This window comes from Rhizobium pantanalense (genome assembly GCF_030182525.1).
Lineage (GTDB): Bacteria > Pseudomonadota > Alphaproteobacteria > Rhizobiales > Rhizobiaceae > Rhizobium.
On sequence record NZ_JAQJCH010000011.1, the window covers coordinates 19,578 to 43,064 of the forward strand.

At 58.9% G+C, this 23,487-nt stretch carries 13 protein-coding genes; 2 read left to right on the forward strand and 11 right to left on the reverse strand.

Annotation, left to right across the window (positions count from 1 at the left end):
- Positions 1–35: 35 nt before the first annotated feature.
- The 6 genes from PH558_RS25750 to PH558_RS25775 form a co-directional block, all read right to left on the reverse strand.
- Positions 36–809: an HNH endonuclease gene (locus PH558_RS25750; protein ID WP_285166301.1), complete on the reverse strand. Its 774-nt coding sequence runs from the start codon at positions 807–809 to the stop codon at positions 36–38.
- A complete protein-coding gene (locus PH558_RS25755) occupies positions 806–2,788 on the reverse strand; it encodes a chromosome segregation protein SMC (protein WP_179613294.1) in 1,983 nt (660 codons plus the stop codon). The genes PH558_RS25750 and PH558_RS25755 overlap by 4 nt, the downstream gene beginning before the upstream one ends.
- On the reverse strand, positions 2,772–7,292 hold the full coding sequence (locus tag PH558_RS25760; protein WP_285207376.1) for an Eco57I restriction-modification methylase domain-containing protein: 4,521 nt from the start codon (positions 7,290–7,292) through the stop codon (positions 2,772–2,774). Before PH558_RS25760 ends, PH558_RS25755 begins: the two co-directional genes overlap by 17 nt.
- Entirely contained in the window at positions 7,292–10,078 is a 2,787-nt protein-coding gene (locus tag PH558_RS25765; RefSeq protein ID WP_285166297.1) for a DEAD/DEAH box helicase, read from the reverse strand. Before PH558_RS25765 ends, PH558_RS25760 begins: the two co-directional genes overlap by 1 nt.
- Positions 10,078–15,225 carry a DEAD/DEAH box helicase gene (locus PH558_RS25770; RefSeq protein WP_179613296.1) on the reverse strand — a complete coding sequence of 1,716 codons (5,148 nt, stop codon included), beginning with the start codon at positions 15,223–15,225 and terminating at the stop codon, positions 10,078–10,080. The genes PH558_RS25765 and PH558_RS25770 overlap by 1 nt, the downstream gene beginning before the upstream one ends.
- Positions 15,226–15,352: 127 nt before the next feature.
- Positions 15,353–16,483, reverse strand: coding sequence for an RHE_PE00001 family protein (locus tag PH558_RS25775; protein ID WP_179613297.1), 1,131 nt, complete (start codon positions 16,481–16,483; stop codon positions 15,353–15,355).
- 400 nt (positions 16,484–16,883) lie between these two features.
- Here PH558_RS25775 and PH558_RS25780 point away from each other — a divergent pair, with 400 nt between their 5' ends.
- Positions 16,884–17,801: a recombinase family protein gene (locus PH558_RS25780; protein WP_097607869.1), complete on the forward strand. Its 918-nt coding sequence runs from the start codon at positions 16,884–16,886 to the stop codon at positions 17,799–17,801.
- A gap of 239 nt (positions 17,802–18,040) precedes the next feature.
- Here the strand turns inward: PH558_RS25780 and PH558_RS25785 are convergent, their stop codons facing one another.
- Positions 18,041–18,946: a LysR family transcriptional regulator gene (locus PH558_RS25785; protein ID WP_179613298.1), complete on the reverse strand. Its 906-nt coding sequence runs from the start codon at positions 18,944–18,946 to the stop codon at positions 18,041–18,043.
- A 95-nt stretch (positions 18,947–19,041) separates the two neighbouring features.
- On the opposite strand from PH558_RS25785, the gene PH558_RS25790 reads away from it, so the two are divergent.
- A complete protein-coding gene (locus PH558_RS25790) occupies positions 19,042–20,046 on the forward strand; it encodes an alpha/beta hydrolase (RefSeq protein ID WP_179613299.1) in 1,005 nt (334 codons plus the stop codon).
- A 92-nt stretch (positions 20,047–20,138) separates the two neighbouring features.
- On the opposite strand, the gene PH558_RS25795 is transcribed toward PH558_RS25790, so the two are convergent.
- From PH558_RS25795 to repB, 4 genes are all read right to left on the reverse strand, one after another.
- The gene (locus PH558_RS25795) at positions 20,139–20,360 is read right to left on the reverse strand and encodes a hypothetical protein (protein ID WP_097607866.1); all 222 of its coding nucleotides are present in this window, start codon (positions 20,358–20,360) and stop codon (positions 20,139–20,141) included.
- A 94-nt stretch (positions 20,361–20,454) separates the two neighbouring features.
- Positions 20,455–20,694 carry a hypothetical protein gene (locus PH558_RS25800; protein WP_285166296.1) on the reverse strand — a complete coding sequence of 80 codons (240 nt, stop codon included), beginning with the start codon at positions 20,692–20,694 and terminating at the stop codon, positions 20,455–20,457.
- A 348-nt stretch (positions 20,695–21,042) separates the two neighbouring features.
- The gene (gene repC, locus PH558_RS25805) at positions 21,043–22,287 is read right to left on the reverse strand and encodes a plasmid replication protein RepC (RefSeq protein WP_285207385.1); all 1,245 of its coding nucleotides are present in this window, start codon (positions 22,285–22,287) and stop codon (positions 21,043–21,045) included.
- 156 nt (positions 22,288–22,443) lie between these two features.
- Positions 22,444–23,439 (reverse strand): plasmid partitioning protein RepB, encoded by a 996-nt coding sequence (gene repB / locus PH558_RS25810; protein ID WP_097607864.1) that lies wholly within the window; start codon positions 23,437–23,439, stop codon positions 22,444–22,446.
- Between the last annotated feature and the right edge of the window lie 48 nt (positions 23,440–23,487).

The following is a 23,487-nucleotide window of genomic DNA, read 5'->3' on the forward strand; positions in this document are numbered from 1 at the left end:
ATTTCCAGCTCTGATAACGTGTTCGCACGCGGCAGCTATTGGTTCCAGACTTCATGTCTGTGATAATCGAGAAAAGGTTGATGTTCGTCTCGTAGATCGATTGACTTTGAGGCGCTGATACAAAGTTGGGCCTGCGCCTGTACGTCGAGTTTAGCAGATGGAAGGACTTTTCCATTCCTGTCGAATGTGACCAACCCCGCGTCGAACGCAGCATCCCAAAGCGCCGAGAGCAAAAGTCCGTTGTGTACGTCAAGCCGCTGAGCGTTTGTCGCGCAGTCAGACCACGGCCTTATGTGTGAGGCTCTCAGGAGACTCGGATTTGAAATTCCGGTCAACGGGCAGGTTCCGTTCCAGTATTCCATCAGGGCATCGCGAAAAATGTCCTGTCCGATCCTGAATTTTTGTGCACGTTCGCCTTCAGTCTCGCCGATCCCCGCTACAGCCCGTTCATATTTCTCAAGAGGGAAGTTAGGCAAGCTAACTGACAGACGGTACACCGCTTGGACTCCTGCATGCAGCTCGTCACGCGTGGCAAACATGAAGCTCCCTGCGTGCCCTTTAGCGCAGGGAGCTGCAGCTTGAGCGTCCAGCGCTCGTACCACTTCTGGCAACATCAAGGACAGAAAGAAAGGACCAGACGCGCTCGCGGCAGCCAGTCCGATCTCCCCCGGCGCACTGGCTGATCGGAAAAAGATCCATCCACCGGCCTCTTCAGGACCAATGCGGTAGCCATGTTCGTTCGCGGCATCGCGCAGCTCAGAGAAAAGGACGAATGGATAAGCTGCAAGACGCCGTTCGGTGCTTGTCATAAGTCGACTCCGAGCAAGCGCTGCGTGGGTGGATCGCCATGCAATTTTAACTGCAAGTACGGACGTTCCCTGAACTCGGTTGGCGGCGCCGTTGTTGTCGTTACGATGTACTGAAACAGTGGCTTCCCGCCGACGCGCTCCAAATCCTGAACGATATCAAAGAGCCGTCCATAAATGGACAAACCGAGGTCGGCCTCACGTGGGCTGTCGTGAAGCAGAAATGACGGCACACGCGTTCCGCCTTCGATACTGACGCACATCGCAGCGAGGTCGAAAGCCAGAACCTTGAGAGAGTCTATCGCGGCTGTCCTTCGGTCGCCTCCCATGTCTACCGACAGATCAAGCCCATTCCCGCTAAGGGTGATCCGCCCCTTTGCATCGTGGCCGACCAACCGTCGGACGATCGGGTCGAACTTCTCGCTCAGGCGTCCGAAAATGCGGGCCTGTTTGTCGCGAAAGGCACCCAGCCGCTCTCTCTCGATCTCAAGTTTCGTGCCCAGTTCACGTAGGCGCTTGAAACCGGCCTCCTGCGTTTCGAAGAGTTCGGCCAGGCGCTCAACATCGTCTTGGAGCCTGCGGGCTGTATACCAAGTGGACTCTCGGTCATCGCGGGCCTTCTCGATGTTCGTAACGTGATCGACGGATCGATCGAATTGCTGCTTGGCCAGAGCAATCTGCGGCACGAGCCGCGTCTGCTCTTGCCGCAGATCTTCAACTCGCTTCGCTTGGGCGTCGTGATCCGCCTGTCGTTGATTCCAACGCTGCCGGCACGCGTCGGCATCGGGAATTTTGTGCGAGAGCTTGCATCCCTCTGCCAAGGCTCGGTCGATGGAGACTTCACATATCGGGCAGATCGGACTTTCAGCCTCGATTTTCGAATAGGAAAGTCCCGGCAATTCTCCCCGTATCATCGCCAATGTGCGTTCTTCGGCGGGAATCAGCGCCCCGATCCGAATAAGTTCGCCGTCGAGGCGCGCCCATTCATTTCTCGCCGTTTCTCGTTGCTCGCGTGCTGCGACGAGTTCGGCGTCGCCTCCAGTTGGAATCTTGCTTGCCGACGCCAAACGCGCGCTGGCGGATCTGCGCATGATGTCGATCAGCAATGGCATCTCGGGAAGCGACTGACTCTCAAGGTCGAGACCCGTAACTAGGCGCGCTTGCGTGCGCTCAATTTCCCACCGGCGATGGCCAATCTCTTGATCCAGAACTCGGCGCTGCTCGCTGAGGCTATTCACTTCGGCACGCGTGGCTTGTTCCTCAGGCGTGATCGCCATCAGGAATGAACGAAGCGCCTCAAGCCTTGGTCCCTTCTCCTGTCCGCTCGCGGGCATTGGTGAATCGGAATCCGACGTCGGCGACCGCCAGTCCAAGATATCGTCAAATCGACATTCTTGGTCTCGCGTGAGCCATGCGAGCGCGATCGGCCAAATCGCTCCACTCGCCTGCGGGCGAACCAACTGGGCAAGTGCAGTAGTAATGATTTGCTGGTCTATCGCTTCGATGAACGGCTCCATTCCCGTTGAAGCGCCTTCACCAGCGGCAATCTCCTCGAGATTTCCACCAGGAACTGCCATGTGTCTGCGGCGCAGGCCGAGCGGGCGCACGATCGCCCAGCAGACTCCATCAAGCACGACCTCGGCACCAACGATGCCATTCAGGAACGCGGTGCCAATCCGATCTCGCTGCTGCTCGGTGGCGAAGCGATCCTCACCAAGGCAATAGCGGACCAGCCGGCAGAAAAGCGTTTTGCCACTGCCATGCCCGACGGCATTTGTTTGACCTGCCAAAGCGGCATCATCTGCTCCATCAGGTGACCAGACGATGTTCAGGCCCGGCCGAAGCTCGATGTCCCGCACTTTCTCCCCGCCGGGCTCCTTCCATATGACAAGTCGCCGAACCCAAAGCCGCGGCCCTTCTAATCCTTCAGCAGGGCTTACCGTCAGAAGCTGCGGGGTGAGAAGGTCAGGCTGCTGCGGCATTGATCACCCACTGCTGTATGTCAGCGGGCAGCGAATCCACCGCCGCGTCTAGGTTGATGTTCTCCAGCGCACCGAACACGAACCCCGCGCGACCGTCAGGCCATCCGGAAGTGTCGATGGCGTCCAAACCAGGGCCAGATGCCCATGTCCCGAGATCGAGATTCTCCACCAATCGCCCGTTGCCGCGGTGATTTCGCAGAGCGCTACCCCACGCTGTGTTGTTCCTCGCTACGAATGTAGCGACATTGCTGGCAAGAGGATCGACCTCTGCCCCGACCAGGCGGCGCCATTCTGCGGCTTTAGCGGCCGGCAGCAGCGGAACGAGTAGCCGCGGCTCCATGACGAACGCGGCAGCTAAACGAACATCGTGGAAAGGCTTCGCGCCGACCATCGCCTTGAGAACGGCAGCGAATATGGCACCGACATCGCCGGCCTGAGACGGCTCTGGCCGAGCCCAAACTCCGTCAGCCAGCAAGGCCTCACCGAACGGGGCTGAATGGCAACAGCTCGGATCAGCAGGAGCAGGTGTCAGCCTAGTTTGATATGGTCTTCCAGAGGATATGGCCGCTTCCATTTCGTCGTAAATCTCAAGCACTGTCCTCTCGGTACGCCGATCCCCTCCAAACCGGCTTTCTTCCTTGCGACTCAAGACGGAGAATGCCTCCAACATATACTTTACTGCTTCGCGCGGACTCGCAAACGATTGATCCTCGCCTTTTCCCCAATCCTCCGGCGCGCCAAGAATTAAGTGAAAGAATGCAGCGTCGATTTCACAGCGGAGCCAAAAACGTCGACTTTCATCCCATTTATACGGCGGCGTATGCCGCCCGACCTCTTTCGCAAACTTTGCCAAATCCCATGACACGTACAGAAGTTCTATCACACGATCTTCGAACCAATCTGTGTCCTGCAGAACCCCATTCGCGAATTCTTGGATCCTCGCTCTGGATGGCATCGGCAGGGTCGCCAATATGCCTTGGGTGAGATGATTACTCGACACCTTTAGCTTAGCAAAAAAGTCGACCACCAATGATGATAGCGCGCCAACCAATAGCACTGCATCTTTGGCGGACGAAGATCTAAGGTAAATCGATGGCAAGCTTCGAGTTAAACCGGACAGAGGAACGATGCTTGCTATTGTCGTCCGTTCATTGGTTGCACTGGTAACATCACAAAAGACCAACTCCCAATCACCTTGGCGTTTGCCGAACCGGCGCTGTCTCACGGCTTCTTCGCGAAGCCAAAATTGAGGAGCAGCAAAGCGGTCGGGAGAAGTTTTCTCCTCGTCGGGTATTGGTCGTTCCTGCGCCTGCCGTGCAGCGTTGGCAGGGTTGATATAAATATCGGCTTGGCGATGGTCGAGAATGCCGACCATCTTACCCTCGTACACCGGTACGAGCACCTCTCCGGTTGAAGTTGCGATCTGGTTGTCCGACGTATGGCGAGCACCTGGTAGCGTGCGGATATCTACCGGACTGAAGGCATCGTCTGAAGATGAGAACATCAACCGCGGCGTATAGCTCCAATCCTCGTGGTCACTAAGCTGACCGTGCCGGTTACTTGCCAACACCAACAAATCGAGATCAGCCTGTCGACGAAACTGTGGAAGAGCAAGATCGTCCGGGCTGAAATTAACAAGATCATCCAGCGTGAGAGCGATGACCCGACTATCCTCCTGAAGCTCGGAAACGTCCGCCAACCAACAGGCAGTAACGAACCTTTCCTCAACCTGTTTTCTCAAAGAAATGAGCGTGAACTTTATTCTTGAGTCGATTCCCGGAAATAGCCGACCGCTGTTCTCAAAATCGTATACCGCCGATACGTATCCGTTTTTAACGAGACTATGCCAAAGCGGCCTCTCATAGGCATTGGTCGTAAGCCCGCTTGGGATAACCATCCCGAGCCGCCCCGTTTTCGTCACCGCGAAGAAGCTATTCTCTAGAAACAACTTGTAGTAGTTAAGGCGTCCGTTCGCTCCGTTTGGAAATCGAGTTGAGCCTGTAAAAAAGGAGCGACTGGCTGCGTAGCTGCGGGTATGTTGAAGCCACTCGCGGTGTGCGCGAGGATCGCTTTCGGCCAAAGCAGCAATCATCTGTCGCCGCTTTTGAGCAGAGGTCTCGGCAGCTATCTCGGGAATGCGAGAGACGAAGAATTCTCGGTCATCGACCTCGGGCATTTCCCAAGGCGGATTGCCGATAACTACATCGAAACCGCCACGGCCCATGATATCTGCGAACGCGATGGGCCAGTGAAAGAAACGATTTTGTCCGGCGAGAGCTGTAGCAGAAGCGGCGAGCGCATCGAACGGCGCTCGCCCACGCAATAGCTCCCAGATAGTGCCGGATGTGGCGACCAGTTCCGTGCCACGCTTTGGGCGTCCATCTAGCCCAACATGTTGCTCGTGCTGCGTTTTGGGGACGAAAAAGGCCGACGTCCATAGATCGCAGGCGAACTCAACCGTCCAAGCCGCGGCTCCATGCTTCATAAGCGCCTCGAAGCGCGACCGCTTCTCACCAATCTGGTCGACCGTTTCTTCGGGCATCGCTGCTAGTGCTGAAAGGTCGCGAGCCAGGTCCTTTTGTCGATTGAATTCGAAGCCACTTGCAATCTGATCACGTTCAGACAACTCGCGCCGATTTTTTCCCTTGTAGTAATTTACGATCTCGCGATCGTCGCCATTCAGAGGTTTGTATGCATCCTCGGGAATACCCTCTTTCAGCACGGACAGATCGAAGACACCGACAAGACTATCTCCGCACCGTATATGACTGTCGAGGAAAGTAAGTGGTTTGCCTGGCTCAACGGCTTCGATCCACAAAGCCACCTTCGCCAGCTCCACGGCCATGGGATTGCGATCAACCCCATAAATGCAGTGGCGTACTACATCCCGCATCGCGGCGGGATAATCGGGGGCTTCAGTGTCGCGGAGCAGCGCGATGCGTGTCGCGATGCGTCGCGCTGCTCCCAAGAGGAAGTGGCCTGAACCGCAAGCCGGATCAATGACAGCGAGCTTCAGGATTCTTTCCACTCCCCCTTCTGCCTCGGCTTGGTCTATCACCGGGTTGAGAGTGCTATCCAACAACGTCTGAACAAGGCTGTCCGGGGTATAATAACTGCCGCTTTTCTTCCGTGCGTTACCACGCGCCTCATTACCGCCGGCAAAGCAGAAGCGGCGCCCGTTGTCTTCACGCGAGGGGGTAAGCTCAAGCAGGCCTTCATAGACCGATCCCAACTCCTCGGTGGCCATATCCCGCCAGTTTATCCGGACGCGACGACCATCTTCGATCAACCAGCTTAGATGAAAGACAGCGCGCAAAAACGCCCTGTTGGAAAGCTTCGCAACATCGAGATCTGGAGTTTGCCCACCCGCAAAAAGACCTCCCAATGGAGGCAAACCCAAGATCCTTTCGCCGCGACCTAATCCCAGAAAAACAATCTTTACTCCTTCCCAGACGTCATGATGATGATCGTGCGCCGAACGGCGGGCAGATCGTTCGCGTAAGGAGCTGAATCCGTACGCCGAAGCATACAGGTCACGAGAGGAAGCCGGCGCGTCCGGGCTATGCAATAAATCTCTGTCTTCCGATACCGCTAGGAAGATTAACCTATAAACAATGCGGAGAATCTGCTCGAACAACGCATGAATACTGAGTTGATCGTCATCAAGCTTCGATCTGAGAGCAGGATTTGAGTCGAGGAAACCCTGTCCCAAGGCAAGCAGCGCCTCCTCCACACTTTCGCCCAGTCGTTCCCGCGCGGCGGTGCCGGCCCTCAATCCGGCTTCCCGCCATCGCTCTAACCAAGAACCGGACGCCGGTGTGTGATCACCGCCAAAACGCGTGGCATGCAGGAGTAGCCACGTTGCAGTGAAATCAGCGAACATCTCATCCCGGAAAATTGCTCCGAGATCGACCTCGATAAATGCTGGTCGAGTGAAGCTGGCATTGTCCCGCATAAGGCGGACTCGGTCCCCAGCAAAGACGAGACCCCACAGAGAGTCAGGATTGGTGTTCAACCAGTCCTGGAGCAGCACGCTAGGAGAACGCCGTGGAATCGTGCCCCCATGATCGTCGCCAAGTTGCGGAAGCGCTTTGGTGAAGGCATCCGCTTCCGAAGATGGTGCAGCAACAACTACCGGTACGCGACCGCCCTTTGCCTCAAGGGTAATGCGGAATGTGTGGCCATCACGCTCGTGAATGTTTGGACCGCGCAGATCTTCGAATCCGAATGCTTGCTCAAGCACGCTTTTGGCGAAGGCTACTGTCTGACTCTCGGTCGGGGCAGCCAATCTGGCATAGACCTGCCAATGGGCCTGCCCAATCCTGAAATATCGAGTGATTTCGTCTCGAAGGTTCGTTCCTTTGGGACAGCCATAATCCGCAGCCGCTTTCTGGTCGGGAACAGTTGCCGCGATAGCGGCAACTTGATCGGGAGAGATAAGGCCTCCTTCGATTAAGACAGCGGTAAGACCTATATCCGCAACGCGCTTGAGGTGCCGGGCCATTATTCGTCCTCCGGGAGGAGAACGTAGAGGCCAATAATATCCGCTGGCAAAGCGGGCACGACCTCCACCGTCGCACCGCCTCGTGCGGCCTCCGTCAAGCGAAGATGATCGTCGGAAAGTGCTGCACCACGCTCGGCCGCAAAGGCCGCTATCGCGGACTCATAATTTGCCAATCGCTCGCGAGCCCGCTGAAGCTGACGCCCAACAGCTTGATCATCAAGATTCCCCGATGCCTCCGCCTCGAGTAGATCAAGCGCCGCCGGCCCTTTCAGTAACGAGACCGGAGATAATCCCCCAAAAGCGAGACCTGTGGCCTCCTCCGCCAGCAACATTCGATTTAGGCGACCACTCGTTATTAGTTTGAAGCGATTGCGCAACATCAGCAACGTCGTCATCTGAGCGACCTTGCGCGTGCGCCAAACGCCGCACCGGCCAAGCGGCCGGAATGCTGCCCCCTCCGGATCAAGCGCTCCCTCGGCCAGGCTTTCCGCCAAGCTTGCAACGAGTGGGTGAACCCGACCGAGATGTGTCACACCTGGGGCAGGATCGTCCTCGAACCCAACTCTCCGCGTGCCACGAAACCCGCGCGCCTCCAGGCGCTCCTTGATAGCGTCGGGCATGGCGTGAAAATGAACGAGATGATGCTGTCCAGCCTTCTCCAGAGGCGCGCCCACGCGCTTCAAAGCACGCTCGGTGAAGCGTGCGACTTCAGTCGGGCCGCCGTTTAGCGCGCGCATCTGCCGCCATTCCGGCAGCACCTCATCGGGCTTCAACGCACCTTGCGCATAGCGCGCGCGGCTTGCTTTCGCATTTTCCTCGGCGTCGCGCCATTTGCTGTCGAGCCGTTCGCTCGAAAGGCCGAAATCGAAGGCCAACTGCTCTCGATGTCCGCCAGCCCGAAGCATGAGCGCTTGCATCAGTGCGGAGGTCACGCCTTCGCTGTCTTCAGGCATCGGCACCGAAATGCCTGTCGCCTTACGAATAGCGTCCGCTTTTCGCAGGATGACCTGCAAGACGGCGCCATCGATCGCGCTGTTGTCGCCAAAGATCGTCACTGAGCGGACCACAGGCGAACGCTGGCCAAATCGATCGACGCGCCCCTCGCGCTGCTGGTGACGGGTCGGATTCCAGCTTAGATCGTAATGAACTACGGCGTCGAACAGTGCTTGCAGATTGATGCCCTCGGACAGGCAGTCGGTCGCGACGAGGATTCGACTCTCGGAATCCTCCAGCTGATCGATGCGAGTTCGCCGCTCTTCGGGCGGCAGGCGCCCTGTCACGACTGCCAGGTCAGCCTTTGGCCAAGCACGCTTAATCTCCTCGCCCAACGCCTCCGCCGTTGCGATGAACCGGCAAAAGACGACCGGCTTGGCCCCTTCCTGAAGCAGCCCTTTCAGAACCTTGAGAAGCCGCGCCACCTTAGGATCCTCGCGGCGACGGCCATCAAGGGATTCAGCAATCGCAACCAACTCGGTGAGTTCGCCGCGCTCTTCGGCACTGTCGCTGGCGGTACCGGGCTCCACGTCACCCTGGTCGAGCAGGCCTTCGTCTTCGTCGAAGACAACGGGCTGCATCGCCTCTTCGTCGGCCACACCGGACAAGCGATTGCGCAGTGCATTGATCGCGGCTGCCGGCGAGGAGCCGACGCATCGCATGAGCGCCAGCGTTCCCCAAAAAGCAAGCCGTCGGCTGCGCTGGTCAGCACCGGCACGCTGCGTAACAGCGAGACAATAATCAAGGACGCGATCATGGAAGGCGCCAAACTCGCCGCTGAGACTAAAAGGCTCATCCTTCACCTGGTGAACAGGGAAGGTCCGATTCTCGTGCCAACCGGCCTCCGTGATATCGGGCCGGCGCCGCTGGACATAATGTTGAGCAAGGCGGCGTGCATATCGCGTGCGCGCATTCTCATCGCCTTGGGGACCTCCCGCGAAGTCCGGACTAATGAGGCCTAGCAGACGATCGAATGCCGCTTCATCACCACTGTGCGGCGTTGCCGTCAGCAGCAGCATGTGGCGTTCCTCATCGGAGGCGAGGCGTTCGAGAAGCTCGAAACGCTGATGTCTGCCGCGATCTCCGCCGATACAGGCATGCGCTTCGTCAACGATCACAAGGGACGGGCACGCCCGGGCAAATTCGTCGCGACGGCTGTCGGCCTTGATATAGTCGAGGCTGACGACAGTGTGCGGATAGGCCTCAAAGAGGCTTTGAGCGGCGGGAAGACCCCGCTCCAGGCTGCGCGCCCTAGCCGAGGTCACGGCCACGGCGTCAATGTCGAACTTCTCCGCGAGCTCACTTACCCATTGCTCGACGAGATGGGGCGGACACAACACGGAGAAGCGGTCGATCAGACCACGGTCGAGCATCTCGCGGACGATCAATGCCGCCTCGATCGTCTTGCCGATCCCCACGTCGTCGGCGATCAGCAACCGCACCACCGGGAGCTTTAAGGCCATCATCAGGGGGACAAGCTGATAGGCGCGTGGCTCCACGCCGAGATGCGCGGCGCTTCGGAACGGGCCGGCGCCTCGGCGAAGCGACAGACGTAGCGCATCCGCTAGCAACCGCGCACCGTCCTGGGTGTCTCGCCGCTCGGGTGTTGGCGGAGCAAATCGCGCAGGCCTGACGGGATTAACTTCAAGCGCGAGCGCAATCCGTTGCGCATCAGCCTCCGAACCCGACAAGGGCCGCACATTGAGGATGTCGTCATCCGGAGACGGAAGTACGACCCATTCGCGTCCCCGCGCCTCGACAAGATCCCCCGGTGAAAATCTGACCGCTTCCACTACGCCGCCCCCAACAACTCAACCAATTCCCTCGGCGCGGCATCGCCAGGCACCTCGGGAAGCTCGACGACATCCACCCCCAACTCGGCGCATGCCGCAGCAAGCCCGTCCGGTACACGACCTGACACCGCGAGTACCTGAAAGCTTGGCCAATAAAGCTCGTATAAAGTACCGTCGACCTTGCGCGGGGATGGTACCGGCAATCCCCATCGGCCTATTGCACCAAGCCACCCCCTTGCGGCCTCCACCGGCTCTGCCTGCACGATCTCAGGATCCGCAAGCTGGCAGAGAAAGGCCGTGACCTCCGCGTCGCGACGATCGATCAGATTATGGTCGGGTTGATTGAAGTAGGAGAGCAGGCAGCGATAACAGCCAGCGACGCAAGCATCCGACCGCTCCTCGAGGCCAGCCCCATCCGGCGCGAAATCATAGTGCATGAGATCCAGCGCCTGACGGGCGATCTCTGCCGTTCGGCGCGGATCGGAGACAAGGCGGTTCAGAACACCTGCTCCTCCCTCGGTCGCCTCGTAAAGCAGGATTGCCTTGCGGTCGTCGCGCTCCGGCAACGGCTCGCCCAAGAGTTCGCCTTCTTCAAGCTCGGCAACAATCTGGATGCCTCGCAGAAGAGCGTGCTGCAGGGTTGCCATCTGCCGCTCGTCAAAATTTGCAAGCGGCCGCACCAGGAGCGCGTTCTTATGGTCCTCGACGATCGGCACGATCCGCTGCGACTTCGGGATCGTGACGTCCATGTCATCATCATCCCCGCCGTTGAGCGTATCCTTTACCCATCGGCCTGACGTCGGATCGATACAGAACCCGTTTATCGACTTTGACTTCCGACGGCGAAGTCCCTTGTTGACGCGGGATAGCTTCGCGCGAGCGCCATAATCGAGAAGCAGCAACGGCCCTGCTTCCGAACGCAAGGTGAGCGTGCGGATATCGGGAACGCCCTTTTCGAATTGCCACTGGAAAACGGTCTGGATCTCAAAGCCGCGCCTTTGCCGGTCTTCGTCATTCGCCGTGATCCGAGAAGATGGCGCGGTTTCGACATTGTCGATCCGGTAGACATTGTCGAGCCGATCCACACCGGCCAACGACGCGCCGCACGCGTGGCATCGCTCGAGCTTGTCATCGGTGTGCGCCGCTCCGCATCCGCCACACAGGACGAGGCTGGTGGTTGCCAGTTTGCCATCGTCGAGGCGGCCGTGCGCCGGCAGCTTCGCACGGACAACCCGGTAGGCGCGCCCTTCGTGATAAATCAGGCTGTTGGGACCGAACTCGGAAATGGCAAGAAAACGCGGCCTTTGCAGGACGGCCGCCCGTTTGGTCGCAGGGATGAAAGCATAGAGTGGGAGACGCGGGAAATTGTATCCCGGCAGAAACCCTTCAGTCGCGAGATATCGATATGTGTAAAAGTCGGAACCGTTCGAAGCCTGTCCGCGCTCGAGCATGTCAAGTTCTTCAGTCGCCCTGAAATGACGGCGCGCGGCCTCCTTGCGTTCGCCCGGCTTGAAGGACGTCTTCTGCTGGATTTGATGCGCTTCATCCTGCTCACGGCGAGCGCTTCGGTAGAGCTCGCGCCACCGACTGAAGCTGCCTGCGAAATTCTGCGCCGCTTCCCGGTTGGTCTCATCGACGAAGGCATCGATATCAGCTAGCCAGGGCGCATCAGCCAACTCGACCGCGTTGACAGTCTGCTCAAGAAGACGCCGCATCGTGGGCTTTGCGGCTCCGCTCACGGCAAGCTTTTCAAACGCCGCTTGGATTGGCTCGGAGATCGACATCTCCGGTATCGCCATATTCAAGTTTTCAGGGATGGCTGGCTTCAGCGGCACCACGGCCGCCGCCAGCCATTCGGCATGGAGGTGGCTCCGTAGCAGATCGCGATTGGCGAGATCGAGGGCTGGCGGCTTCACCACGCCCGCGACAAGCCCTTGCCGATTGTTGAAGTAATATTGGTCATGGGGAGACTGGGCAGCACAATAGGTGACGACAAGCGCTGCTTGACCACTGCGGCCGGCGCGGCCGGCTCGCTGCACGTAATTTGCCGGTGTTGGCGGTGCATTCCGCAGAAAGACAGCGTTCAGCGCGCTGATATCAACGCCGAGCTCCATCGTCGGAGAACAGAAGAGCGCCGGGAGGAAACTGGCGGGTTCGCCTTCCTGGCGCATTTCGTCCCGGTTCTGGGCGATCCTTTCGATATCTGACTTCCCGAACCGAAACCGATCTTCGCGCCAAGCACGGACTTTCTGATCGACCTGGGCGGTGTGCTCCCGAGCCTCAAAGGCGAAGGGCAAGTTACCTTCCTGCCCAAGCATCTCGGCGACATCCTCATAGAGCGCGCGGAAGAACGGATTTTCGCGTTTCCCGTCGGCCCTCTTAGTCGCTGGAAAGAGGCGCAAAGCGGTCGATGATAGGCGCCACGCATGGGCTTCACCGCCTGTAACCACCCGCCGGACGACTTGGTGATTTTCGGCCGCACGCAGGAGCGTGGCGATAACATCGTCATACTCTTTGACAGGAAGCGGCTCCCCCCACAGATCCTTGCTGCGCAGAGCCTTGCCCAGCGCCGTTCGCCAGCCGGCTCGTACAATCAGTACATCTTCGGCAGCGCTGATCTCCGCCTTGCTCGGCGGATCAATCATCAGGAATCCGGCCTGCCGTAGTTCCTGCTCTTCGTTTTGATCGATCAGCCAGGGATCGCGCAGATGATTTCTGGACGTTTCGGCGACCTGCAATATTCGCTGGCGGTCCAACGCTTCGGTGGCAATCGCAAGGCCGCGACGCATATAATCGAAAAGCAGCGTGAAGAGCCTGGCCCGCAATTGGGGCGTGCTGGCCGCCAGTCGCGGATTGCCAGCGAACTCTTCATCGTCGCCCGCCAGTTCGCCCAGTCCGGGAAACCGCACCTCCACGAGGCCAGCTTCTTCGAGATTGGGATTCGTGAAGCGCCAGCCCTTCCGAAGATCCGCCCATACGCGATGCGCCAGGATCGACGTCAACACCTCCTCGGCCGCTTGCCGGTTGTGGAATCCCTTTACGCGTGGATCGGCCATCCAATCGGAGAGCCGGTCGGATTCCTCCAGATCGAAACCAAGCGCCTTGCGAACAGCTTCCCCGAACCGAACGTCCGCCAAACCCTTCTGACCTGCGTCCCGGACGGCACGTAAGATGCCGCCACGAAGCAAGCTGACGAAAATGAAATCGTTGAAATGCCCTGCCTGTAGGGCCGCATCCTGGCGATTGTCTGTGAAGCCCAGAAGCTTGCGTGTGCTTTCCTCAAGCGTGCCGTCGGCTTCCATCCACGCCAAGATGGTTGAAACGATGAGCGTCGTCGCCGAACTGCGGCCTTCGGCCGACAGACCCGCCAGCTTGTTGATGTCACGCGCCTGTTGAGGCGGCTGATGGCGGCAATGAGGGCAGAAGCGATATTTGCCGCTGAAGAACCATGCCGGTACCCCATCGTCGCCGAGCGATCCATCAGGCTTCACCAAAAGAAGCTGGCCCTCGTGCTTGCCGCGATGTCCTCCTTTGAGGCGCTCCTGTCCGGCCGGCGTAGTCTCCTGCCAATCATCGGGATAGTCAGCGACAGCGCCCCCGAACTGGAAGTCGGCATTGACCGCGGGAACTAGGAACCCGGTTCGCGAGCCGTCTGGCTCTGGGTCCTCACTTGCCGGCTCATCGATGGCCCGCGCGAGAACGCGCATACCGTCGAGTGCATTTTCAAGACGCACGCTGTGGTGCTCCTGACCGCATTCTCGGCAAAAGAAGACTGGATATAAGCGCGCATTCGGATCGGAGGGGTTAAAGACCTGCCCCTCCAGGACGACGCGCCGGCCGGCAGCAGGCTCGATCGTAGCGTATGCATACCCCGCGCCAGAGATAAAACGATGAAGCTTGAACGCTAGAAATGCACGATCACCGGCGCCACCGCGTAGATCCTCGCGCCGCCCCATCAACGACAGCATTCCGGCAAGAGCAGTTCTGCATTCCTCTGGTGGAAGCTTCGTCTGAGCTGCGAGTTTCAAGGTCGCATCACTCAACGTCATGGGCGGTCGACGGCGCAGCTTTTCGCCTTCTACGAGTCCAACCTCGGTCTCGATCCAGCAGGCAAGCGGATTGTCGTACAGCTCCTTGTCCCCGAGGCCGGTGGGGATTGGCACGCGGACCGCATCTACGAGGGAAGCTCCCAGGTTCGTGCTGTTGATGCGGGGATCAGTCGCTCGGGCAAGATTCTCGTCGATGATCGACGTCGAACTCAGTTCCTCACCAAAGATCAGTTTGCCAACGCGAGCAACGGCACTCGCTCGCTCGATCTCGTCCTGCGCGCTCGACATCGTCGCGGACGTGCCAATGCAGAGCAGCTTGCCTTCTTTGACAAGGCGGTCCTTGACGCGACGCACCAGCATTGCGACATCCGCCCCTTGTCGGCCACGATATGTGTGCAACTCATCCAGCACCAAGAAATCCAATCCGGATGCGTTAGCCATGACAGCACGATCAAGCTCGTCCTGACGCGTCATGAGCAGTTCGAGCATCATGAAGTTCGTGAGCAAGATATCGGGCTTGGCCTTGGCGATAGCCTGTCGCTCCGCATCGCTTTCCTGGCCCGTGTAACGACCAAAGGTCGGGCGGAGCTCCTCTTCAACCCCCGAGCCGCCGATGAACTTTTCGAGTTCCTCAAGCTGGCTGTTGGCCAACGCGTTCATGGGATAAATGATGATCGCGCGTGTCCGCTGCGCCTCGCCTGCGCGCCGTGCGCGCACAACGGCATCGACGATCGGCAGGAAGAAGCAGAGCGACTTTCCCGACCCTGTACCCGTTGTTACGATGAAACTTTCACCATTTCCGGCTTTCGCGACAGCACGCTCCTGGTGGCGATGAAGCTTGATCGGTGCCCGGTCAGGACCGCTGGCGAATATCTTGCTGAGGGCGGGGTCGAGCACGCCGTGAGCGACAAGCTGATCGATAGAGTAACCAGCCTCGAAGTGCGGATTGATGGTAATGAGAGGTTCAGGCCAGAATCTCTGCTCATGGTATGCGGCATCGACTTGAGCACGGATCTCCGGCGCGTGGATCTCTGAAAACGAGCGAGCAAATGACTCATAACGTTCGATCAGCGCTTGATCGAGTCTAAAGATGTCCACCCCCGTCCCTCACCTATTCGAACGCTTCTGTCGGCTCTACTTACTACTACTGAGATTAAGTCTTTGTACAGATTGATACATCCGGGATTGCAAATTAGGACTGCATTTGAGGGTCCTCGCATTCCTATTATAGAGTCCCCCACGCCCGAAACCTCCCCCTCCCCGTCATCTCGCGCAAGCCGAGCTCCGACACGATCCGGCGCGCCGCCTGCGGCGTCACCTCCAGCGCTTTCGCCACCATCCCCGCCGAGACCAACGGCTTCGCCATCACCAGCTTAACCAGCTCCGGCAACTTTGAGGAGGTTCGCCGTCCTTCAAGTTTTCGGTCCATCATCGTCTTCGCCAGCGTCAGCCGGTCATGCTCTTTCGTGCCGATCTGGGCGGCCGCCAAAAACCCGTGGGCGATGGCCAGCAGTCGGGTCTCCCAATAGCGATGCCGGCGCCGATCGACCGGAATAGTTTTGAGGCCGAGGTTGACGGCGGCGAGATGGGCGCCGGTGGTGACGCCGGCCTGCCGCAGGAGAGAGGCGCAAAACAGCCGGCCGAGCCAGGGCGCATGCTGCAGGACGGAAAGCTCGTTCCAGGCATCGAGGGCGATGATCGCCTGCAGCACCGTCGGCAGGTTTTCAGCTTGCCGCAACACGCCACGCCATTCGTCGAGCCGGGCATCCTCGTCCCAGTCGAGATCATAGACCAGCGGATCGGCCGGAGCCCGGCCGGGCTTTTTGGCTCGTTCGATCGCAGCGTCGGAGCGCGCGAGGATCGCATCGATCGCGGCATAGTCGACGCCGGGCAGATTTTTAACGTCGTCACCATCATCCCCCTCCCCTTCCGGTTCGATCGCGACCGCCGCCCGAATAACTCCGGCCGTCGTTGCCTCGTCCCCGCCGCCCGACCCGATCTCCGAGGTTTTCCGTAGCGAGCGGATGCCGTCGGCAGAGAGCGCCCAATCAGGAGATTGGTCGGCAACCCGCCGGCGGGTGCGCAGCACGTCGCGGGCGATGGTCAGCTCATGGGTGGGTGTGCGAATATCGCGGGTGGCGTCATGGAGGACGAGATCTTCCAAGTGGACGAGTTCACCATCGATCCACAGCGAGGCGCAGGCGTCGGTATAGTGCGATCGTTCGATCCAGCCTTGCCCGACCGCCGAACGGGCGATCCGCTCGTCCAGGCGTGTCAAAGCGACACCTGCTTCAAAAGCTGGCCGCATCAGGCTCTTCAGCGGCAAATTCCCCAGATCGTAAGACATTGAAATCATGGTAAACGATTTGCTAAACGAACTCTATCTGAAAGTTATCATTCCTCACTGCGTATAGTTGCCAGTTGAAGCCATAACTTCCGATAAGTACTGCGTATCGGGGGTGTAAGACAGGCCGCAGCCTAGGTTGGCACCTCCCCTCTCGCCGGCACTACGCCAACGGCACTCTTGCCGCCAATTCGCTTCCCCTCCCCTCCTCAACTTCCCTTGCTTTCCGGCGTTTCCGCCAAGGAAGCCCGCTGGCGCACGTTTGTCGCTGCGGACGCTCCGATACCCATGCGCAGCCGCATTTCGAGTCTGGTGGGCCGTTCTCAAACAGATAAAACACGCTTGCAACTGACCGATTTCTCACGCATTCCTTATCTGTACAAATCACTTCGAACGGCCCGATAAAAGTGCGATGGCGAAGCGACAAACAGTTAACGTCCAACAGCGTGTAAAGCGGCTGATCGGCTACGCCCGCGTCTCGACGGACGACCAGGTCCACGATGCCCAGATGGACGAGTTGCAGGCCGCCGGCTGCGATCGGATCTATCAGGAGCATGGCTCCGGAGCATCGCGCGCTCGACCAGTCTTAACCCGGCTGCTCGGCGAGTTGACCGCGGGTGACATCCTCGTGGTGGTCCGCCTCGATCGTCTGGCTCGATCGGTGAGTCACCTCTTGTCCGTGATCGAGGACCTCGAGCAACGCGGCGTTCATTTTCGATCGATCCGCGATCCAATCGACACGTCGACTCCGCAGGGCATGTTTTCCCTCCAGGTTCTCGGTGCCGTCGCGCAGCTCGAGAGAGCGCTGATCGCCGAACGAACCAAAGCCGGGATCAAGGCAGCAAAAGCTCGTGGCAAGCTACCGGGCAACCCTGGTCTTCGCGAACGGCGGCCAGAAGCGATCAAGGCGGTGTCGAAGGCTCGGGAAAAACTCTATCTCGACGAGCTGATCTTATCTGCCCAAACCTGGCTTCCAACCGTCCGGCAACTTCGCCCGCAGCACAGCTGGGACAATGTCACGCGAGTCCTTAATCGCCGCGGCCATGACTGGACCGTGGAGAGGCTGCGCCGCGCCGTGCATCGTATGGTCCGCGAGAAACTGGCCGAACCCGAGCTCCTGACCCGCTCGCCTCGCCGCGCGCCAGAAGATCACCTCATGAAGCTCGTCGCGGCGATTGCTATTGCCGATCCCGATCTATCGCTTCGCGATATTGCCGCACAACTGGATCAGATGGGAGAGCGGCCGGCGCGCGGTGGGCGAAAATGGCAACCGTCCTCTGTTCGTCATCTGCTGGATGAGGCGCATCGGTTCGGTCTCATCCGTCATTGAGCGCGGGGAGCATCATCTGGCCCCTGCCGCGATTTCTTGCCCGCCCTGATTTCGGCGGGCGGCGAGCTGTCGGTATGCGGTTTCAGGGTTAAGCTCCGGGACGGACGTCACCTGCATCGGTAGAAGGGCATGAGACTTTGGGGTAGTTGGTTCAAGCTCGGACGACTCTTGGTGACGGACTTGAGGTCGATATGGCGTTGCCGTTTCAGAGGGCCCTTGGGCGACACGGCTTCTTAGAGCTACTGGTGATCTTGTTTCCAAAAGTCCACGAACGCGCGGAGCTTGGGCAACATCTGTTTCCTGTTGGGGAAGTATATAAAGAACCCGGGACTTTCAGGCATGAAGCCTTCCAGGCACGGCTCGAGCAGTCCCTGCCGGACCAGGGGCTCAACAACCGAGGCAATGTTATAGGTGAGGCCGACGCCCGCCACCGCGGCGGACGTGCATGTCGCCGGCCCGTTGACGGTCAGCGGGCCCTTTACGTCCATAGCAAAGGTTCGCGGTTCACCGCGTCCGAATCGCTCCGTGAACATCCATCGGTAGAGTGCTCCCCCGAACAGCCGAACGTTGATGCAAGCATGCTCACTGAGCTGCTCCGGACGTAGCGGTTTACCTCTCCGGGCGAAATATGCAGGAGATCCGACGACCGTCAGCGGCGATGGCTTCGTGAGCCTTACCGCGATCATGTCCTGTGCGATCATCTCGCCGATCCGGATGCCCGCGTCATAGCCCTCCGCCACGATATCGACGAAACGGTCTTCAAACACCAGCTCCAGCTCGACGGCAGGATACGCAGCGGCAAAGCCGTCCAGCACCGGCTCGATCAGCGTCTGGGCCACGTAAGGGACGCTGAGGCGTAGCAGCCCTGCGGGATTGACACCCATTCGCTGGGCGGCCTCAATGGCCGCCTCGACATTGGCCACGCTGGCCAGCGCCTGCTGAAGGAACAGTTCACCGGCTTCGGTCAGTCCCACCGACCGCGTTGTGCGGGTCAGTAGCGAGGTGCCGACACGGGTCTCAAGCCGCTTGACACTCCAACTCACCGCCGCCGTTGTGACCCCGAGTTCCACGGCTGCAGCGGTGAAGCTGCGCTTCTCAGCGACGCGCGTGAAAATGACAATCCCGTCTAACAGATCGGCCCGCATTATCAAATCCTACTTAATAGGGCGTCAAATGGATCGCCGATTGTTAAGTTCAGCGCATAGCTTAAATTCTTATCAAACTCAATGAGGATGCTCTTATGACCACCACATCGATCTCGCGCCGGATGTTCGGCCTTGCCGTTGGGGCAACAGCCGTCCTCCTCAATACAGGAGCCTTTGCCATGGCAGAATCACTGACTGAACGGAGCCAGCCCAAGTCGCACAAGGTCAGCTTTCTGAGCGGTGATGGTTTCGTCGTGGGAAACCTTTACCTGCCCGAAGGCCATGACCCTTCCCGGCAGTATCCCGCTGTGGCCGTCGCAGGCTCACTGAGTTCGGTTAAGGAACAGATGGGCGGTAACTATGCCGGTGAGCTCGCCAGGCGTGGGGTCATTGCACTTGCGATCGATTACCGGAACTATGGGGAGAGCGGTGGCGCCCTGCGCCAGTACGAGGACCAGTCCTCCAAGGCCGAGGACCTGTCGGCTGCACTACGATTCCTGAAAGCAAGACCGGACGTGAAAGCAACCGGCCTTCTAGGCATTTGCACGAGCGGTGGCACTGCACTGTACACGGCGGCCAAGGACGCCAACGTTCAAGCTCTCGCAACTGTCGCCGGGTTCTTTTCCGAACCGGACTTCGCGGCCAAAATCTTCGGCGGACAAGAGGGAGTGGATCACCGGATTGCGGCGAGCCGTACTGCCCGCAAGCGCTACGAGGAAACTGGCGTCATCGACACCATACTGACTTATAATCCCGGCGATAAGACCGCCGTGAGCGCGAGCCCAAGCGAATATTACTTTGACAAGACCCGCGGCGGCGGTGTCCGATCGTGGCGGAACGAGTTTGCGGTGATGGGCTGGGAGCCTTGGATCGCCTTCAATCCGGTAGCGCAGGCTTCAAAGGTCAAGGCGCCGGCGCTGATGATCCATTCGGACGGCGCGGCGTTCCCCGACCAGGCACGCAAGGTCTACAATCAGCTAGCGGGCCCGAAGGAACTGCATTGGACGGTGGGTAAGCATTTCGACTTCTACGACCAGGCCGACACCGTGCGGCAGGCCGCCGACCGGGTTGTTGCCCACTTCCACAGCAAGCTGGTTTGACATACGACCCAGCTTTGGCGCGAGATATTCAGACCAGAGCTCGCCGGTTTGCTCTTATCCGCCACTGAGGGCACGGTTCATCAGGCGACCGATCACGCGTTCTTCCTGCCGCTGTTCACCGGCATAGCCTTCGCCAGACGACGGTAATCGCCATCGGAACGCAGTGTCAGTTCAGCGCATTCATCCTCGGCCGCGGCGGCGGGTTCTTCCGCCTGCACGCCCTCCCCTCTCTGGATCTTCCTAAAGACCTCATGCACGAAGACTGGGGTGGATCCAAGTTCACGAGACTCGACCAGACCCGCAAGCTCAGCCATGGCTCCGATCGAAAGGAGCCCCCGCCTGACCTGTGAGCGGAATCGGGTTCGCCGTATGATCGATGAATATCTCGGCCTTCTTCACCGACTTCATTCAGCTGCCGACGGCATAGCCGTGCGACGCAACCCAGGAACCGATCTTGCGGCACAGATAGGGCTCGACCTGCTCCTTGTAGCCATCCCTGATAGTCTTTGTAAAAGCAGCCCTGGACGCCCCCTTGGTCGCCTTGGACTCCGCCAGGGCAACGAACAGATCCTCGCTGCGGCGGGCAGTCCCCAGCAAAGCAAAACGATCATTCTTGTCGTCGAGTGCCGCGCGATGAGATGGCGGCACATCTGAACCTGAGCCCTCGCCGCACGCTGGTCCATCTTTGCCCTGCTGGAGCATTGCGCCATTGCGCCGTAGAGTTCGGCGGGCGTGAACAGCATTTCGGTGTTCTCAGGCGCACGACCGATGATCAGGGGATGGGGTTTCGCGTTATGACCATTGATCTGCTCGACCGCCAGCTGTTTCTGCTTTGCCTTCCACATTGTTGCAGGTCCTCGCAGGAATTCGATGGTCAACGCTGATAACTACCTGTATTGCCATAGCAAATAACTTAAAAAAACGGCTGACAAGTTTTGATGCGCCAGCGCCAGAAGCGGATCGCGTTTTGCCCGTCGTTAATGGCGCAGTCCCGTGTCAGGCCGACCTTCGATGTCCACCGTCATTTGGCTTCATGAGCGCCATCAGCATCGGCCCGAGCGAAAACTCCCCGCGCTCCGAGCGTCTGGTCAAATCCCGCAGATATCCGCCGGCAGATGTTATGAAATTCGACCGCTCCAGAATGCAGGCAACCGCAACTGCCGCATTCTCCGGCCCCATGGCATTGCAGGCCTCCTCGTAGGCTGAGGGGCTGACGCCGAGCATTGATCGCACGACGACGGCCGCTTTCATGAGCTCGCGCCAGTGCTCGATGCGCCCGCCGGGACCGTAATCAGCGATCTGCGGGCAGGCACGCAGGACCATTCCGAGTGGGAATGCCTTGATCGGCTCAGGTTTCGTCTTCGGTCGTTCGTTCGGCTCATTCTTGGTCAGAGGTCCATCCGCCAAGCCATCGCCCTGCTCTTTTCTAGAGCTAGGTTCAGGTTCATTTATGGATTCGGTATTTGAATTCTGTATGTGGCAGGCATTGTGAATGGCATTGCCATGCAAATCTTCAGTTTTTAGCTGTGTTTCCAGGATGTTGAGGACCTCTTCCCGCAAGAGCTCCATCTCGTCGAGCGTAATCTCGACCTGTGCGCGGTTCGGATAGCGCGGGAGGCGGGCGAGAATACTGACATACTCAGATTCCACGCGTTCCCAGTTCCCTGTAGCGCCCTCTTCCACGGCAGCCGAGATCAGCTTGCGCACATCGCGACGGCAGATCGTGAGGGCTTCCTTTGCGCGGCGGAAACGAGCGCGTTCGGCGGCGACGTCCTGCGCCATCAGGGCGAGCTCCATGGCACGAGCTAGCAGCGGTCTCAGGTCAAACCCGTAAGCCTGCTCGACCTCGCCATCGCGGTTGCGGTGCGCATAACGTTTACCGTTCGGACTATCGCGCCGCAGAATTAGGCCGGCATCGACAAGTGCTGCGAGTTGTCGGCGCAGTGTCGTCTCGGTGATTCCGTGGGCCCGCACGGACAGCTGGGCGTTGGATGGGAAAACGACCAACCCCTGGCTCGGATCGAGCTCCGCGTGAGGGTGAAAGGTCAGGAGGGCATCAAGGACGGCAAGTGCCCGGTCCTGGATTCCTAGGCGTTCCCGTGCCTCGCACACGTCACGAAACACTTTCCACTTTTCGATACGCGTGTCTGGCTGCGGATTGTCGATCGCCATCTGGCCTCTGACCAGGGCAAGCGACATCGGCCGTCGCCCAAAGGGCGTCGTCACATGTCCCGTCTGCATTTTTCATTCACCTTGCTTCAGGCAAAGGAAATCCGCTCACCAAATCGGCGCCAAGACTCTTGACTGTGATTCCGGGAAATGCGATTCTCGATCCTGCTAGAGATGACGAGAGAGGCTTCCACGGTTCGCCGTTTGGGGGCCTTTTTCTTTTGCGGTTCAGTCTCCGTTTGTTTCAGTTTTCGATCCTTTGTACTCCTCGTACAAACGACCCATGTGGGAAGACAGCCATTCGCTGAAAGGCCTGGCTTCAACATTCGTAAGCTCGATGGCAACTTTCTTTGCCTTCGAATTCATCACCACGTTTAGTGCGCGATCGGTAGAGGTCCAGTCCCGGACGGGGACGTTTGCCTTCGGCTTCTTTGCAGCTGACTTGGCCTTGTATCGCTTCAGGTAGTCATGTAGCTCATCGAACCGCTCACCTTCAGGAAGCTTTTGAAAGTCAGCAGACCCCGTATGCTCTACTGCAACCTTGGACAGGGCAGGGGCAAGAACCAGTTGCCGAAGGCTGAGCCATTTGTCGCGCCCGATCTTCTTAGATGCACCCAGAGCCTGGACCACTGACGCGGGCACCGCCTCGACAACTGCAAGCATCTTGGAGAGCATCGCCTCATCGACGGCGAGTGACGAACGAACCGTTTCCTTTGTCATTCCTGACGCAATCAGGTTCTGAGCGAAGAACGCGCGCTCTATAAAAGACAGGTTTGAACGGGCCGCGTTCTCCTGTCCTTGCACAATGGCGGAGGTAATGTCGTCGAGCTTCTTAACGATTGCCTTGACCGGCACTCCAAGCTCGCGAGCGACTTTCAGGCGACGATGGCCGAACACGACCATATATCGTTTGGCATCTGTCGAGCTCGGGCGAACAAGAATAGGCGTTGTCTGACCCGACTCCTTGATAGCATGGAGCAGTTCCTGAAACTCCTCGCCGTCATCTGACAGTCGGTCGGCGACGAAGGACACGTCGATCAATCGCGGATCCAGGTCCACGATTACCTCACCCTCCATAAGCTTCTTGGTATTCTCCGCCATGTCCTCGATGGAGCGAACAACTGTCTTCGCAGCTCCGGTCATGCCGTAGCCTGGCTTTGTCGGCGTTTGGTTTGCCGAGATCGAAGCCATATCTAGTTTGGCGAACGGATTTTCACGGGACATGAGTTCCCTCCCAACCTGCAGTCAACACCGACAAGCCACTGATGACGT